Here is a 12,145-nt window from a genome sequence, read left to right as displayed (position 1 = left end):
CGGCCGAGCGAGGAGGCACAGATGCCCGCCCAGCGCAGTACCCGGAAATCCCGTCCCGACCGTCATTCGGCGGAACTCGCCGCCGTCACACCGGCGAATCTGGACGACGTCGCGATCGCGCCGGTGCCGACCCTGCCGGCCGGGCGGCCGGCCGCACCTAAGGCGGGTCCGCCGGCCACCGGCACCTCCGGCGTCGGACGCGGCCAGCGGACCGGACAGGTCCGCCGCTACGCCTTCCGGCGTAGCTGAGGGGTCGGGCGAGGGCCGGGTGTGCGTCGGTACGCGCACCCGGCCCGCTGCCCTCCCGCGTCGCGCCGGTGCCGGGCGCCACGGTCGGAGGATTACCGCGGGGTCAGTGGTCGGCGCAGCAGGGCGTCGGGTCGGGCACCTCGAACGGGGCCAGGCCGCCCGCGTGGTGCGGCATGGTGACCAGGACCAGCTCGCCGTCCTGCCACTGTGGCCGGACGAAGTCCCTGGTGTGCACCGGCGTGTCCGGGGTTACTGGCGCCCCACCCAGCGCCACCACCCGCTCGATCGCCCCGGCGGCGAGCAACTCGTCGACGGTGCGGGTGCCGACCATCCGGTCGGCCCCCGGGTACCGCACCGCGCGACCGGAGCGGCGGGCGGCGTGTTCGCCGGCTGCCCGGGCCGCTGCGGCCCGCAGCTCGGGTGGGGTGACCGCCAGCTCCGCGAGCCGCTCCGCGGCCGTGCCGGCCACACTGAGCGCCACATGCGGGTACGGCCCGGCGACCAGGTGGGTGCAGGCGACCAGGTCCGGCCCGAGCACCCTCGCCTGGTCGGTGAGCCAGTGGTCGGCCTCACGCAGGGTACGGTGCCCCAGGCTGAGGCCGACGATCACTTCGGCAGGACCCAGATCGGGTTCGCGTAGAACCACAGGTCCTCCCACGGGTTGGCGGCACCGGAGATGTCCAACGCGGGACCGAAGGGGTCGATCCCCGCGCCCATCAGACCGGGCTGGCTGCGCTTGCCGTCGGTACCCCGGATGCGCAGGTAGAACGGCTGATCCACCCGGCCGAAGGAGTAGCTGAACGAGACCCGGCCGGTCTTCCTGGTGACCTCGAAGGACTTCACCACCCGGGTGTTCGGGGCGGTGAAGCTGTCCTGGTCGGCGACCGGGCCGGTCACCCGGCCGGCGATCACGTCGACGCGGGCGAGCACCGGCACGAACTGCGACCAGTTCGGGATGTCGGCCAGGTCGACGTCGATGGTCACCTCGACGGAGGTGCCCCGGCGGACCCGCAGCACGCCGCCGAGTGGCGTGCCGGAGTTGGCCCGCCGGTCACCGGCGACGCGGGCGCGGACGTCCAGCCCCTTGATCAGACCGCCGTGGTCGACCCAGACCCGGCCGGCGCGCAGACCGTCCATGACCGCCCGGTAGTTGAAGCTGCTCGCCCCGACATGGGTGCGGCTGTACTGCCCCGGCCAGTAGTCGCCGGCTTCGGTGATCACCGGTCCGTGGACCGGGTCGTTGTACCTGCCGTTGAGGTTGAAGTCGCTGCCCGGGCCACGCTGGGAGGTGTCCAGGTAGTTGACGTGCGAGTCGGAGTTGGCGCTGATCCACCAGGCCCGGCCCTCGGCGAGCAGGCTGTCCCAGAGTCCGCCGACCGTCGACGTCATCCAGTCGAACCCACCCCAGGTGCGGTAGCTCTCCAGGGGGTAACCGGGGAACGAGTTGGCCGACGGGTTGTTGTCGTAGTAGCCGCGGGCCCGGCCGCCGCTGTCCCGGGGCAGGCCGGCGGCCTGGTGGCCCGGTGCGCCCTCCATCCCGATGGCGACGCTCGGGTCGGCGTCGCGCCACGCCCGGATCTCGTGCGGGGAGTCGATGCCCCGCCGGGCCGGGTGGTTGGCCAGGAAGAGCGCACCCTCGACGCGGCGCTTGCGGACCGCCTCGCCGAGGAACTTGATGCCGGCGATGGCCAGCGCCTCGTTCACCGGGGTGTTGTCGCCGGCGTTGCGGACGCTGCCGTCGAAGGAGTTCTCGAACTCCTTGAGTACGGCGACCTCGTTGCGTCCGGGGTGAACGAAGACGGTGGCGTGCTCGGCCGCCGGGATGTTCCACTCCAGGCCCTGGTAGATCAGCAGATCCTTGAGCCGGGAGCGGGCGGCGACGATGTCCGGGTTGACCTTCTCCACGCCGATCTTCGCGTGCGTCGCGCTGCCGTGGTCGGTGACGACCATCCAGTCCAGGCCGTACGCCCGCGCGTGCCGGGCCTGGTCGATCACCCGGTACATGGCGTCGGAGCTGTACTGGGTGTGGATGTGGTGGTCGCCCGCGAGCCAGTGGAACCCGCCAGTCTTGCCGTGGTCCCCGCCGGGCCCGTGACCGTGACCGTGACCGTGGTCATGGCCACCGGCCGCCGCCGGGGTGCCGGCGGCCAGCACGGTGGTGGCCGCGCCGGCACCGAGCAGGCCGGCGTTGCGCAGGAAGCCGCGCCGGTTCAGGTCGGCCGGCGGCAGGTCACCGTCGGGGATGGACAGGTCGAGCGCCGGGGGTACGTCGGTACCGCTGGTGGCGTCGTGGTCGTGCTGGTGCGCGTGGCCGTGGCCCATCTGCTGCTCCAGATTGATCGAGGAGTCGTCGCAGGCCAATCTGGTCGCAGCGGGGGAACGTGGCGTGTCACCTTCGCGGCGAACATGCGAACATGCGATCCCGACCATGTGTGGTGTCGATCGGGTCCGCCGCTCACCCGGTGCCGCTTCGACGCAGGATCGGCGGGTGGCGGCGGTGTCAGCCGATCAGGGGACGGAAGGTGCCGAGCGCCACGCTGACGGCCAGCGCGGCTCCGGCCGTCGCCGTCGCGCCGACGACGAGTAGCCAGTCGGCCGTGCCGAAACGCTGTCGGCGGGCGAAGGTGCGCGGCACGCCGCTGTCGAAGCCTCGGGCGTCCATCGCCACGGCGAGCCGGGTGCCCCGCCGGATCGCCCCGACCAGCAGCGTGAACGCCGTCGAGACGAACAGCCGCAGCCGGGCCACCGGGTTGCGTCCCGCCTCGACGCCGCGCGCCCGGCGTGCCACGGCGATCATCTGCCACTCCTGGCCGAGCAGCGGCACCAACCGGAACGCCGCCAACGCGCCGATCGCGAACCGGGCGGGTGCCTTGGCGTTCTGCACCAACGCGTCGGCCAGGTCCGTCGGGTCGGTGGTGGCGAAGACGATCACGCCGGGCAGCGCCACCGCGAACAGCCGCAGCACCAGACCGAGTGCGGTGGTCAACACGCCCGAGGTCACCACGACCGGCCCCGCGTCGAGCAGCACCCGACCCGAACGGTCGGCGGCAAAGAGCACAAGCGTGACCAGGATGCCGCCGGCGGCGGCCAGCAGTGGCCAGGCCCGTCGGGCCAGCAGCCCGGGGTGCACCCCGAACAGTGGCAGCACTGCCAACTCCACGGCGATCGCGATGGCCGGGGTGACCGGGTCCAGCGTGGCCATCAGCGGAAACGTGAACAGCATCGCCGCCGCCAGCTTGGCCACCGGATTGCGCCGGGCCAGCGGCGCACCCGGCCGGGCGATCGGCTCCAGGGTGATCATCGCGGCTCCGGTCCCGCGCCGGGTGGAGCGAGGGCCAGCGTGCGGTCGGCCAACGCGGCCACGAACTCGGCGTCGTGGGTGACCGTGACCAGGCCGTGACCGGCGTCGCGCAGGTCGGCGAGGAGGTCCACCAGTTCCCGCCAGGTACGCCGGTCCTGGCCGAATGTGGGTTCGTCGCAGATCAGCAGGCGGGGCGCGGTGGCCAGGGCGGTCGCCACACTCAGCCGCCGCGCCTCGCCCCCAGAGAGGGTGTACGGGTTGGCGGCGGCGAGCCGATCCAGCCGCAGCCGACTCAACAGTTCCGTCACGCGGTCGTGGACCGCCGATTCGGACGTGCCGGTCCGCCTCGGACCCAAGGCCAGTTCGTCGAAGACCGTACCGGTGACGAACTGGTGCTCGGGATTCTGGAACACCGAGCCGATCCGGCGGGTCAGCGCCGGTGCCCGCCAGCGGTGCGGCGCGGTCCGCGAGTCCGCTCCGGCCAGTTCCGGGCTCGCCACCAGCTTCCCGGTGCCCGGCCGGAGGAGTCCGCCGAGCAGCAGCGCCAGAGTGGATTTTCCGGCGCCGTTCGGTCCGAGCACGGCGACCGCCTCACCGGCGCGTACGGTCAGGTCGGTGGCGGCCAGCCGGGGTGGTTGGCCGAGCCGCTCGGCGGTGAGCAGCACCTCGCCGGCCGGGCCGGCGGCCCGGCGTGGCGGGATCTCCCGGCCGGGCACCCAGACCCCCTCGGCGGCGAGGGCGTCGCCGTGTGTGGCGAAGACCGCGTCGGGCGGGCCGTCGGCGCGGACGCCGCCGCCGGGTTCGAGCACCACCACCCGGTCGACCAGGGGCAGCGCCTCGGCGACCCGGTGTTCGACCAGGATCAGGGTGGTGTCGGCGTCCACCGCCCGGGCGAGCGCCGTGCGGATCAGGGCGGCACCCGCCGGGTCGAGGTTGGCGGTGGGTTCGTCAAGCAGCAGCAGGCCGGGACGCAGCGCCAGCACGCCGGCCAGGGCGAGGCGCTGTTGTTCGCCGCCGGAGAGCGCCGCGGTGGGCCGGTCCCGGTGGTACGGGAAGCCGACCCGGTGCAGTGCCTCGTCCACCCGCGGCCAGATCTGTCCGGCCGGCACGCCCCGGTTCTCCAGCCCGAACGCCACGTCGTCGCCGCTGCGGGCCATCACGAGTTGGGACTGCGGGTCCTGGAAGACGATGCCGACCCGCTCCCGGGCCTCGCCGGCCGGTCGGCCGTCGATCTCGATGCTGCCCTCGTGCTCCCCGGAGTCCTCGGGCAGCAGCCCGGCCAGCGCCGCCAACAACGTGCTCTTCCCGGCACCGGACGCCCCCAACAGCAGCACCTTCTCACCACGTTCCACCCGCAGCTCAACCCCGCGTACCGCCCAGCCACGCCGCCCGGCATGCCGCCACCCGAACCCCCGCACCCGCACCCCGCTAACCATCCCGCCCCTCCCTCCCTCCCTCCCTCCCTCCATCCTTCCTTCCCGTTGATCATGAGGTTGACGGTTGATTTGGAGATCGAAAATGCCGCTAACCTCATGATCAACGCGATGGGTCGAGGTCAGACGAGGGGGCGTTCGCGGGCGGCGGGGAAGCGGTCGAGCACGCCGGTGCGGGTCAGGGCGCGGGTGAGGGCGTACGCGCCGGCACCGGCGATTGCGGTGGCGCTGACGATGGTGAGCAGCGCGTACGGGAGCCGATAGGTGGCGATGTCGCGTTCGGCGTTCCAGTAGACGAAGTCGAAGATCGCCGCGCTCAGGCCGGTCAGCGCGCCGGCCAGCAGGGCGGCCGGCAGCCGGTACGAGCGGTATCGGAAGGCGGCGAAGGCCAACTCGGCGCCGAGACCCTGCATCAAACCCTGCAACAGGACGATGGTGCCCCACTGGCTGCCCAGCAGGGCCGAGATGATCGCCGCCAGCAGTTCGCAGTACAGCGAAGCGCCGGGCTTGCGGATGACCAGGCCGCCGAGGACGGCCGGCACCAGCCAGACACCGTAGATGAGCGTCTGTGCCGGCGGGAAGAAGCTGAAGGCGCCCTCGGTGACGCTCCACACCACGCCCCACGCCCAGAAGATGACGCCGAAGGCGACGGCGATGACCGACGCCACCACGATGTCGATGGTGCGCCAGCGGTTGCTGTCGGTGGTCTTCATGATGATTGCTCCCAGTCCAGATACGAACCAGGCAAGACGCACGCCCCGCCCGGCGGCGCCGAACGGTGCGGGCTGGAGGTGGACCGAACTCCCTGCGCTGGCATTACCCAGATCAGGTACGGAGGGTCTGCGGGCGGACCCGCACTCTCAGCGCTGTGCGCTCCCCTGTCGGAGGTGTTGTCTGTCCCGCCGACGCTAACACCACGGAAGATCCACGGGCAATGTGATCTCCCCAGGTCACGACGGGTGCCTGCCTCCCGCGACCCGGTGGCACGGGAAGCGTGGACTGGTGGCGCGGGGAATTGCGAGCCGGCCGTTTCGGCGGAGCGACGGTCCGGCCGAATCTGTAACATCCATCGACGTCATCCGCGCCGGACGGTAATCTCAGTCCGCCGATCCGCCACGGCCGAAGGGTGACGGGTGACCACAGACACTGACCGGGCCGTGCCAGCCGGCGACCCTGAGGGCCGGCCCTCAGGTGGGGGCGTGGACACCGGGACGCGCCCTCCCGAGCCGGGTGGTGGTGAGCCGCCCCGGCGCTGGCTCGGCGACCGGATCGGATCGGTGGAGGTCCTGGCGGCGCTGCTGATCATCCTGATCATCTTTCGGGAGCCGATCGCCGCCACCCTGGACGATCCCCGCATCCAGACCTGGACCACCGTCTTCGTCTCGATCATGGTGCAGGCGGTGCCGTTCCTGGTCTTCGGAGTGCTGCTCTCCGCGGTGATCGCGGTCTTCGTACCCCGATCCTTCTGGGCGAAGGCGTTGCCCCGACACCCGGCGTTGGCGGTGCCGGCGGCCAGCGCGGCCGGCGTGGTACTACCGGGCTGCGAGTGCGGCTCGGTGCCGATCGCCGGGTCACTGATCCGGCGGGGCGTCACGCCGGCCGCCGCGCTGGCGTTTCTGCTCGCCGCCCCGGCGGTCAACCCGATCGTGCTCACCGCCACCGCGGTCGCCTTCCCGAACAATCCCGAGATGGTCGTCGCCCGGGGCGTCGCCAGCCTGATCGTCGCCATGATCATGGGGTGGCTCTGGCTGCGGCTCGGGCGCACCGAGTGGATCAGGATGCCGCGCCGCCCGGAGTTGGACGACGCTTCCCGGGGCCGGGCCTTCTGGGCCGCGGTCCGCCACGACGTGACCCACGCCGGCGGGTTCCTGGTGCTCGGCGCGATGGCCGCCGCCAGCATCAACGTGCTGGTGCCGGAACGGTGGTTGCAGACCCTCGCCGACAACGCGTGGCTGTCGATCCTGGCACTGGCGCTGCTCGCCGTGCTGCTCTCGCTCTGCTCGGAGGCCGACGCCTTCGTGGCGGCCTCGCTGTCCCAGTTCTCTCTCACGTCCCGACTGGTCTTCCTGGTGGTGGGGCCGATGGTCGATCTCAAGCTGATCTCGATGCAGGCCGGTGTGTTCGGCCGCCGGTTCGCCTTCCGGTTCGCGCCGACCACCTTCGTGGTGGCCGTGCTGGTCGCCGTCGGCGCCGGGGCGGTGCTGCTGTGAACCGGCAGGCGCAGGCGGTGATCCTGCTGCTGCTCGGCGGCGCGGTGCTCCGGGCCAGCGCCACCGATCTCTACCTGCGCTACGTCAAGGAGGGCCTGCGCCCCTTCCTGATTGCCGCCGGGCTGCTGCTGATCGCCGCCGCGATCATGACGCTCTGGTACGAGTTGCGGCCGCCGGCCCCCCGCGCACTGGCCCCGGCCGGCGGTCTCGGCGGCGCGCCCGCCGGAGCCGACGGTGCCGCACCGGTCGGTGGGGACGATGCCGTCTCGGTCGGTGGCAGCGCTGCCGTCCCGGCGTGGTCCGATACCGGTTCGCGGCCCCTCCTGGGCGACGGCGCTGGCGTACCAGCCGATGGGTCCGGTGACGGTCGCGACGGGCACGGGCACGCCCACCACGAGCCGCGGGTCGGTTGGCTGCTGATCCTGCCCGTGCTCGGCCTGTTGCTGGTCGCCCCACCGGCCCTCGGCTCGTACGCGGCAGGCCAGGCCGGCACCGCGCTGAGCAGCCAGCAGCAGTCGGACTACCCGCCGCTGCCCGAGGGTGACCCGGTGCAGGTCAGCGTCCTGGACTACGCCTCCCGGGCACTGTTCGACCGGGGCGCGTCGATCGGCGATCGGCGGGTGCAGCTCACCGGCTTCATCGCCACCGGCGCAGACGGCCAGCCGATCCTGGCCCGGATGGTGCTGTCCTGCTGCGCCGCCGACGGCCGCCCGGTCAAGCTCGGGTTGACCGGCGACGTACCGGCCGGGCTGCCCGACGACAGTTGGGTGGAGGTGACCGGCCGCTACAGCGACCGGCTCGGTCGGGATCCGGTCAACGACGCCGAGATCCCCTACCTCGAGATCGAGTCCTGGCGACAGGTGCCCGTCCCCAAGCGTCCGTACGACTAGGCCCTTTCCCGTCGGTCATTATCGGGCTGCGGCCTTGACCCTGACGCTGCGTCAACCCTCCATGCTGACCGGCATGAACGTCCCTGCGACAACCAGTCAACTTCAGGGGCCTGCGGTTCGTGTCCGGGGCCTGGAAAAGTCGTACAAGAAACTGCATGTGCTGCGCGGCGTGGATCTCGATGTGGCGCCGGGAAGCATCTTCGCCCTGCTCGGCTCGAACGGGGCGGGCAAGACCACGGTGGTGAAGATCCTTTCCACGCTGCTGAAGGCCGACGCGGGCACCGCCCACGTCAACGGCTTCGACGTCGCGTCCCAGCCGGCCGACGTACGCGAGTCCATCAGCCTCACCGGGCAGTTCGCGGCCGTCGACGAGATCCTCACCGGGCGAGAGAACCTCATCCTGGTCGCCCGACTCCGTCACCTCAAGGCACCCGACGCGATCGCGGACGACCTGCTGAAGCGCTTCGCGTTGACCGAGGCGGGCGGGCGGCGGGTGGCGACGTACTCCGGTGGCATGCGCCGTCGGCTGGACATCGCGATGAGTCTCATCGGGAACCCGCCGGTCGTCTTCCTCGACGAGCCGACAACCGGGCTGGACCCGGAGGCCCGGATCGAGGTGTGGCAGGCCGTCAAGGCGCTCGCTGAAGGCGGCACGACGGTGCTGCTCACCACCCAGTACCTCGACGAGGCGGAACACCTCGCGGACCGGATCGCGATCCTCCACGAAGGCCGGATCATCGTGAACGGCACCCTCGACGAGCTGCGGCGGATCCTGCCACCCGCCGAGGTCGAGTACGTCGAGAAGCAACCGAGTCTCGAAGACATCTTCCTCACCCTCGTCGGTGCCGGCACGGACAAGGAACAGCCATGAACAAGCACTTCCTCGGCGACACCGCAGTGCTCCTGGGAAGATCCCTGCGCCACATCTCCCGCAGCCCGGACACCATCATCACGACCGCGATCATGCCGATCGCCCTACTGCTGATGTTCGTCTACGTCTTCGGCGGTGCGATCGAGACCGGGTCCGACTCGTACGTGAACTACCTGCTGCCGGGCATCCTGATCATCACGATCGCCTCGGGTATCTCCTACACCGCGTTCCGGCTCTTCCAGGACATGCAGGGCGGCATCTTCGCGCGGTTCCAGTCCATGCCGATCGCACGAACCTCGGTGTTGTGGGCGCACGTCCTGACCTCGCTGGTCGCCAATCTGATCTCACTCGTGGTCGTCGTCGGCGTCGCCCTGCTCATGGGCTTCCGCTCGGGGGCGGATGTGCTTGGTTGGCTCGCGGTGGCAGGCATGCTGGCCCTGCTCACCCTCGCGCTGACCTGGCTTGCCGTGATCCCGGGCCTCACCGCGAAGTCGGTGGACGGCGCGGGCGCGTTCTCCTACCCGCTCATCTTCCTGCCGTTCGTCAGCTCGGCCTTCGTGCCCACGGACACCATGCCCGGTCCGGTGCGGGCCTTCGCCGAGCACCAACCGGTGACAGCCATCGTCAACGCGATCCGGGACCTGTTCACCCAGCGGCCCGTCGGCTCCGACATCTGGACCGCACTCGCCTGGTGCGTCGGCATCCTCATCGTCGCCTACCTCACCGCCACCATCTACTACCGGCGGAGGATCGCATGAGTCGGCGCCGACCGGACCGGGTGTGGTGAGGGCAGGATCGGAGCATGCTGACGATCGGTCAACTGGCGACGTACGCCGGTGTCACGGTGCGGACGGTGCGGCACTATCACCAGATTGGGCTGCTGCCCGAGCCGGAGCGTGATGCCTCGGGTTACCGGCGGTACGGCGCGACAGCGGCCGTGTCGCTGATCAAGATCCGCACTCTGGCCAACGCCGGGGTGCCGCTGTCCCGGATCGATCAGTTACTCGAAGCCGACGCGGTGGCCTTCACGGAGGCGATTCATGTGATCGACAGCCACCTCCGGGATGAGATCCAACGGCTTCAGACCAGCCGTCGGCAGATCGCGCAACTCGCGGCCGGGGACGGCCTGATGCTCCCCCCGGAGGTGACCGCCTACCTCGACCGGCTTCGGGAGATCGGTGCCTCCGAGCGGGTGGTGGCGGGTGAACGGGACGGATGGATCCTGGTCGCCGCTCGCTGGCCCGACAGCGTCCGCGAGCTCATGCCCGGCAAACTCGCGCAGCTCGACGACCCGCGGGTCGTCCGGCTCTACCGGGTACTGTCCGAGGTCTTCGACAGCGACGCCGACGACGATCCACGCCTGGTGGAAGCCGCCGACATCATGGCCTGCCTGGCCGAGCAGGCGTACGCCGCGGGCGAGCTGAACGTCAGCAACGAGGCTTACGACGAGCTGCCGCACGACCTGGTGGACGCGCTCGCCGAGGAGTCCGACCCCCGGATACAACGGCTGAAGGAGCTGTTACGTGAGCGTGGCTGGACCGGTTGGAACCGGATGGAGCGGCTGGCCGAGCCGTCCCGTTGATCTCCGGCCTGGTATCACCTTTGCGAGCCGGTGTCGGGTTGTCGGTAGGCTGCCGGAATGCGTATCGAGGCCCGGGGTCTGCGGTTCGACGTCGCCACCGGTGGTCCGGAGCAGGGCGAACCGGTGTTGCTCCTGCACGGTTTCCCGCAGCACTCGGGTGAGTGGGACGGGGTACTGCCGGCCCTGCACGCCGCGGGTCTGCGCAGCTACGCGCTGAACCAGCGGGGCTACTCGCCGCAGGCCCGGCCGGCCGAGGTCGAGGCGTACCGGCTGGGTGAACTGGTCGCGGACGCGGCTGCGGTGCTGGACGCCCTCGGGGTGCCCGCCGCCCACGTGGTCGGGCACGACTGGGGTGCGGTCGTCGGGTGGGCGCTGGCCGCCACCCACCCGGACCGGGTACGGACCCTGACCGCGGTCTCCGTGCCGCATCCGGCGGCCATGGCGTACGCGTTGACGAACGACCCGCAGCAGAAGGCGCGCTCCGCGTACATGCTGCTGTTCCGGCAGCCGGGGGTGGCCGAGAAGACGCTGCTGGCGCTCGGTGCGGCCGGGCTGCGTCGGCTGCTGCGTGGCGTCGGTGACGCCGCCCGGGTGGCCGCGTACGCCGATCCGATGCGTGAGGCGGGTGCGCTGACCGCCGCGTTGAACTGGTACCGGGCGATGTCAAAGGCGGATCTGGCGGCGACCGGCCCGGTGCCGGTGCCCACCACGTTCGTCTGGAGTGACGGTGACGTCGCCATCGGGCGGGTCGCCGCGCAGGCGTGCGCCGCGCATGTGACCGGGGATTTCCGATTCGTCGAACTGGCCGGGATCACCCACTGGATCCCGGACGAGGCGCCGACGCCGCTGGCCGAGGCGATCCTGGCCCGGGTCCGCCCGACGGTTTGAGCGGGCGGAGAGCGGGCAGGGGTGATCCTGAACGGGTTTCGGTTCGAACCCGGTGGGGCATCAGCGTGACCGCCGGCAGCCAGGGCCGGCGGAGCCCCGGAGGTCCGCAGTGTCAAAGGAAACCGAGAAGCAGCGGTGGCAGCGCAACTTCGCCGATCTGCTACAGGAATTGCGGGTCGCGCAGACCGGCGTGCAGATCCTCTTCGCCTTCCTGCTGACTCTGCCGTTCAGCGCCGGATTCGGCGAGACCACACCGTTCCAGCGGGACGTCTACATCGTCGCGCTGCTGGCCGCGGCCGGCGCCACCGCGATGATCATTTCGCCGGTGGCGTTTCACCGGGCGCTGTTCCGGCAGGGACGCAAGCCGGAACTGGTGCGCTTCGCCCACCGGATGGCCAGCGGCGGCCTCGGCTTCATGCTGATCGCGATGGTGAGTTCGGTGCTGCTGATCACCGATTTCGTACTCGCCCGACCGGTCGCCTTCCTGCTCAGTGGCATCGCCGGCCTGTGGTTCCTGACCCTCTGGATGTTCCTGCCGTTCGCCCGCCGCAACTGGGGTGAGGACGACATCGACGACGACGAGGACCCGAGCGGCCTGAACCAGGACTGAGTCGGCCGCTGCTGCGGATATCCTTGGCTACCTTTGGGTAACAAACGCGGGTAGCCTGCTGAACAGGCGGAACAGTCCGACTGTCCGGATCGAGCCCCCGGGGGGTTTGCC

Annotated in this window: 13 protein-coding genes and 1 riboswitch; of the genes, 8 read left to right on the top strand and 5 right to left on the bottom strand. The window is 71.0% G+C overall.

Features of this window, described 5'->3' with window-relative positions; all coding sequences use genetic code 11:
- Window positions 1-21: 21 nt before the first annotated feature.
- Window positions 22-249, top strand: coding sequence for a hypothetical protein (locus ACFY2A_RS24685; protein ID WP_363925086.1), 228 nt, complete (start codon window positions 22-24; stop codon window positions 247-249).
- Window positions 250-352: 103 nt separating this feature from the next.
- Here ACFY2A_RS24685 and ACFY2A_RS24680 read toward each other — a convergent pair whose 3' ends face one another.
- The 5 genes from ACFY2A_RS24680 to ACFY2A_RS24660 form a co-directional block, all read right to left on the bottom strand.
- The gene (locus ACFY2A_RS24680) at window positions 353-895 is read right to left on the bottom strand and encodes a hypothetical protein (RefSeq protein ID WP_387174943.1); all 543 of its coding nucleotides are present in this window, start codon (window positions 893-895) and stop codon (window positions 353-355) included.
- On the bottom strand, window positions 856-2,571 hold the full coding sequence (locus ACFY2A_RS24675; protein WP_387174941.1) for a PHP domain-containing protein: 1,716 nt from the start codon (window positions 2,569-2,571) through the stop codon (window positions 856-858). The genes ACFY2A_RS24680 and ACFY2A_RS24675 overlap by 40 nt, the downstream gene beginning before the upstream one ends.
- Window positions 2,572-2,749: 178 nt before the next feature.
- On the bottom strand, window positions 2,750-3,550 hold the full coding sequence (locus ACFY2A_RS24670) for an energy-coupling factor transporter transmembrane component T family protein (RefSeq protein WP_387174938.1): 801 nt from the start codon (window positions 3,548-3,550) through the stop codon (window positions 2,750-2,752).
- Window positions 3,547-4,986 carry an ABC transporter ATP-binding protein gene (locus tag ACFY2A_RS24665; RefSeq protein WP_387174936.1) on the bottom strand — a complete coding sequence of 480 codons (1,440 nt, stop codon included), beginning with the start codon at window positions 4,984-4,986 and terminating at the stop codon, window positions 3,547-3,549. The genes ACFY2A_RS24670 and ACFY2A_RS24665 overlap by 4 nt, the downstream gene beginning before the upstream one ends.
- 119 nt (window positions 4,987-5,105) lie before the next feature.
- Window positions 5,106-5,696: an ECF transporter S component gene (locus tag ACFY2A_RS24660; protein WP_387174934.1), complete on the bottom strand. Its 591-nt coding sequence runs from the start codon at window positions 5,694-5,696 to the stop codon at window positions 5,106-5,108.
- Between the two features lie 71 nt (window positions 5,697-5,767).
- Window positions 5,768-5,873: riboswitch (TPP riboswitch) on the bottom strand.
- A gap of 309 nt (window positions 5,874-6,182) precedes the next feature.
- Here ACFY2A_RS24660 and ACFY2A_RS24655 point away from each other — a divergent pair.
- The 7 genes from ACFY2A_RS24655 to ACFY2A_RS24625 all read left to right on the top strand — a co-directional run bounded on the left by ACFY2A_RS24655 (window position 6,183) and on the right by ACFY2A_RS24625 (window position 12,034).
- Window positions 6,183-7,193 carry a permease gene (locus ACFY2A_RS24655; protein WP_387174932.1) on the top strand — a complete coding sequence of 337 codons (1,011 nt, stop codon included), beginning with the start codon at window positions 6,183-6,185 and terminating at the stop codon, window positions 7,191-7,193.
- Window positions 7,190-8,083 carry a TIGR03943 family putative permease subunit gene (locus ACFY2A_RS24650; protein WP_387174930.1) on the top strand — a complete coding sequence of 298 codons (894 nt, stop codon included), beginning with the start codon at window positions 7,190-7,192 and terminating at the stop codon, window positions 8,081-8,083. Before ACFY2A_RS24655 ends, ACFY2A_RS24650 begins: the two co-directional genes overlap by 4 nt.
- Window positions 8,084-8,156: 73 nt before the next feature.
- On the top strand, window positions 8,157-8,954 hold the full coding sequence (locus ACFY2A_RS24645; RefSeq protein WP_387174928.1) for an ABC transporter ATP-binding protein: 798 nt from the start codon (window positions 8,157-8,159) through the stop codon (window positions 8,952-8,954).
- On the top strand, window positions 8,951-9,712 hold the full coding sequence (locus ACFY2A_RS24640) for an ABC transporter permease (RefSeq protein ID WP_387174926.1): 762 nt from the start codon (window positions 8,951-8,953) through the stop codon (window positions 9,710-9,712). Before ACFY2A_RS24645 ends, ACFY2A_RS24640 begins: the two co-directional genes overlap by 4 nt.
- A gap of 44 nt (window positions 9,713-9,756) precedes the next feature.
- Window positions 9,757-10,536: a MerR family transcriptional regulator gene (locus ACFY2A_RS24635; RefSeq protein ID WP_387174923.1), complete on the top strand. Its 780-nt coding sequence runs from the start codon at window positions 9,757-9,759 to the stop codon at window positions 10,534-10,536.
- A gap of 57 nt (window positions 10,537-10,593) precedes the next feature.
- Window positions 10,594-11,424, top strand: coding sequence for an alpha/beta hydrolase (locus ACFY2A_RS24630; protein WP_363925077.1), 831 nt, complete (start codon window positions 10,594-10,596; stop codon window positions 11,422-11,424).
- Between the two features lie 109 nt (window positions 11,425-11,533).
- Entirely contained in the window at window positions 11,534-12,034 is a 501-nt protein-coding gene (locus tag ACFY2A_RS24625; RefSeq protein ID WP_363925076.1) for a DUF6328 family protein, read from the top strand.
- Window positions 12,035-12,145: the final 111 nt, after the last annotated feature.

Source organism: Micromonospora sp. NPDC000442, from assembly GCF_042898635.1.
Classification (GTDB): Bacteria; Actinomycetota; Actinomycetes; order Mycobacteriales; family Micromonosporaceae; genus Micromonospora.
This window is presented reverse-complemented; position numbering and strand designations above follow the sequence as displayed.

What these genes read in the sequence shown, in the direction of transcription:
- ACFY2A_RS24630 (WP_363925077.1), top strand. Translation starts at nt 10,594, where the DNA reads ATGCGTATCGAGGCCCGGGGTCTGCGGTTCGACGTCGCCACCGGTGGT.
- ACFY2A_RS24685 (WP_363925086.1), top strand. Translation starts at nt 22, where the DNA reads ATGCCCGCCCAGCGCAGTACCCGGAAATCCCGTCCCGACCGTCATTCG.
- ACFY2A_RS24665 (WP_387174936.1), bottom strand. Translation starts at nt 4,986, where the DNA reads ATGGTTAGCGGGGTGCGGGTGCGGGGGTTCGGGTGGCGGCATGCCGGG.
- ACFY2A_RS24675 (WP_387174941.1), bottom strand. Translation starts at nt 2,571, where the DNA reads ATGGGCCACGGCCACGCGCACCAGCACGACCACGACGCCACCAGCGGT.
- ACFY2A_RS24660 (WP_387174934.1), bottom strand. Translation starts at nt 5,696, where the DNA reads ATGAAGACCACCGACAGCAACCGCTGGCGCACCATCGACATCGTGGTG.
- ACFY2A_RS24640 (WP_387174926.1), top strand. Translation starts at nt 8,951, where the DNA reads ATGAACAAGCACTTCCTCGGCGACACCGCAGTGCTCCTGGGAAGATCC.
- ACFY2A_RS24645 (WP_387174928.1), top strand. Translation starts at nt 8,157, where the DNA reads ATGAACGTCCCTGCGACAACCAGTCAACTTCAGGGGCCTGCGGTTCGT.
- ACFY2A_RS24635 (WP_387174923.1), top strand. Translation starts at nt 9,757, where the DNA reads ATGCTGACGATCGGTCAACTGGCGACGTACGCCGGTGTCACGGTGCGG.
- ACFY2A_RS24670 (WP_387174938.1), bottom strand. Translation starts at nt 3,550, where the DNA reads ATGATCACCCTGGAGCCGATCGCCCGGCCGGGTGCGCCGCTGGCCCGG.